At 40.5% G+C, this 2,865-nt stretch carries 2 protein-coding genes and 1 pseudogene; 2 read left to right on the plus strand and 1 reads right to left on the minus strand.

All coding sequences use genetic code 11. The features are described 5' to 3' along the window. Nucleotides 1-35 precede the first annotated feature (35 nt). The gene (locus DW917_RS16550; protein ID WP_118120485.1) at nucleotides 36-716 is read right to left on the minus strand and encodes a phage integrase SAM-like domain-containing protein; all 681 of its coding nucleotides are present in this window, start codon (nucleotides 714-716) and stop codon (nucleotides 36-38) included. Nucleotides 717-847: 131 nt separating this feature from the next. On the opposite strand from DW917_RS16550, the pseudogene DW917_RS17925 reads away from it, so the two are divergent. After that, nucleotides 848-1,534, plus strand: a pseudogene (locus tag DW917_RS17925) (PDDEXK nuclease domain-containing protein); the annotation flags it as partial. Nucleotides 1,535-1,699: 165 nt separating this feature from the next. After that, nucleotides 1,700-2,731, plus strand: coding sequence for an ATP-binding protein (locus DW917_RS18225; RefSeq protein WP_370453548.1), 1,032 nt, complete (start codon nucleotides 1,700-1,702; stop codon nucleotides 2,729-2,731). Nucleotides 2,732-2,865 lie beyond the last annotated feature (134 nt).

Below are 2,865 nucleotides of genomic sequence, written 5' to 3' on the forward strand. Positions count from 1 at the left end.
AAAGCTGCTTAGCCATTATCTCAAATTTTAACGAACTATTGCTCTTGCTTGCTGAGCATTTTGCGTTCTTCTTTCTTTAATAGTTTAGTGGGATTCTTGGGTATGATGCCTTCTCTCACAGCCTCATTCAATACGGTAACAAACGTGTTGAAATAGAGTCTGGCTGTACCCTTAGCCAAATCTTTCTCATGATGTTCGCCCCGCATGGGCACATCCGTACCAATGGTCTTGGCATGAGCCAGATACTGCACCCAACCTTCACAATACGTCTTGTCCAGTTGTGCCATGCGGATATTCTCACCCTTGTATCTTATCAAATGCAAGAGGGTATGCTGGATGTTGGCAGCATGACTGCCACTCTGTCCTTGCTGTCTTTTTTGGTCTGCATATAGCAACATCCAGTCTTTTAAGAGCATATCCTTGGTCTTCATCTCTCGCTGATAGTTACCGTGGCTCATACTCCACTCTTTGATTCGCTCACATCGGATGAGGATGGCGGTGCGCAAAGTAGCTTCATTCTTTGCCTTTGCCTCCTTGTCACTTCCCCTTTTGTCATCTACCAGCAACAATCCCTTCAACCGCTCATAGGTATAGCCCCTACCCTTGCTTCCAGCTTGATAAGTACGGAGATAGATAGCCTTGTTGCCATTCTTCAAAGGTTTCACCCAAATCTTGATGGGTTCCTTCGCTTTTGTTTTAGTTCTCTTTTTCGCCATAATCTTTACTGTTTTGTCTGTGCAAAATTATACGGAAAAACTATCTTCTTCAAGTCTTTCAAGTTAAAGTACCTAAAGATGTACCTAAAGAAACAACTTAACGAGTAGATGCAAACGATTGCACAAATCGTTTGCATCTGGTTGCTTCTTTATTCTCTTTCTATCCACTCTTCCTTTTATTTGATATTTATCCATCTCTGTTGAGACAAATCAAGCATCGTGTTTCTTTTGCCCAACAGAAAGCCATGTACGCAGCAAACGAGGAGTTGCTCCGTATGAATTGGGACATCGGTGAAATGCTTACCAAAAGCCAAGAGACTGATGGTTGGGGCAAGAAGACTCTACAGCGCCTAACTGTAGATCTTAAGAATGAGTATCCTGAAAGAAAAGGATTCTCTGTAAGAAACATGCAGTGCATGATGCAGTTCTATAATGAGTACAACAAGGAGTTGACCATGGTTAAAGTTGGACATTTTTCAATTGCGCAACCGCTGGTTGCGCAATTGAAAAATAATGTAAACACATTAGCCATCAAACTCGAGTATTATGGCAAGCATGGCGCTCTCGCCAATAACTTCGACACAACGCTCCCTGCTACAGAGGCACTAGAGGTAAAATCGTTATTGAAAGACCCTTATATTTTCGACATGCTCACTTTCACCGACCAATATGACGAAAGAGACATAGAGATTGGCCTCATCAAACATATCGAAAAATTCTTGGTCGAAATGGGAGCTGGCTTCGCTTTTATGGGAAGACAATATCACATTGAAGTCTCAGGTGACGACTATTATATCGATATGCTGATGTATGACTCAGATGTAGAGATAACTACAATAGACGGGAAATCTATTGTATGTATCCACGTGCCACAAGCAGATTGGCGAATGAAGCCTGTCTTCTTAAATGAAAATCCTTACAAAGGTTCCTTCAAGCGCAACCATGAAGGTGATTACCATTGCACAGAAATGGAAGTAAGAGCCATGATTCGTGATGCTAACGAAGATGGCAATGACGGAGGATTACTAGATGCTTTTACTCTGGATGACATTGATACAAATACGCTCCATGGTTACCGTAATCAATTCAGAATACTAAATGCCGACCATGATTGGAACGATAAGGATGATAAAGAATTCTTGCGACTTTTAGGTGGATATACTAAGAATAGACAAACAGGAAAAGAAGGACTGACGGTAGCAGGACTAATGATGTTTGGAACAGGGTTAGCCATAAGGGAGCGATTTGGAAATTTTCGCATGGACTATCTCGACATGAGCCATCTAGAAGGTGAGGAAAGATATAGAGACAGACTAACTTACGATGGGCGTTGGGAGAACAACTTGTATCAATTCTTTAGAATTGTTATGCCTAAGTTGACATTCGACTTACCTCACCCTTTTCATCTGGAAGGTTATCAGCGTGTAGATGACACACCACAAATGAAAGCTGTAAGAGAAGGATTTACCAATTCGATTATTCACTCTGACCTATTCTTGGATAGTGGTATCTTAAGGATAGAAAAGCATGATGACTGCCTATGCTTACGAAATCCTGGAAATTTGAAACTTCCGATAGAAAACATCTATGAAGGTGGGGTTTCAAAAGCACGCAACCCAAGAATACAGAATATGCTCCGTATGATAGGATATGGTGAGAATATAGGTTCTGGATTTCCTAAAATTATCTCTGCTTGGCAAAAGGCAGGTTGGGGTAAGCCTGAATTAATAGATAAATACGAGTTACAAGAGGTAGAACTACGATTACCTATTCCTAATGAAACTGGTGGTCAAACTGGTGGTCAAACTGGTGGTCAAACTGGATCACCAAAAACAATTGAAAAAGTTTTTGAATTAATAAAAGACAATCCGTATATAACAAGACAAGAACTCGTGGACAAAATAGGTATCAAGGCAAGTGCAATACAAAAACACATAGAAAAGCTAAAGGCTCAAAAAAGAATAGAGCGTGTTGGTTCTTCTACATTTGGAGGTCATTGGGACATCAAAGAATAAATAATCCTTTGTTTCATCATCGAAACAACAATATTCAATAGGCGGCTCTCGTTTCTGGGAGCCGCCTATTTTTCTTTCTCCTCATCCTTTTCAAGTATTTTTCCGAAAAATTCTGCTAAAATCTTCTGAATAGC

Origin of the sequence: Prevotella sp. AM42-24 (assembly GCF_003461825.1) — a bacterium.
In the GTDB taxonomy this organism is placed as follows: domain Bacteria; phylum Bacteroidota; class Bacteroidia; order Bacteroidales; family Bacteroidaceae; genus Prevotella; species Prevotella hominis.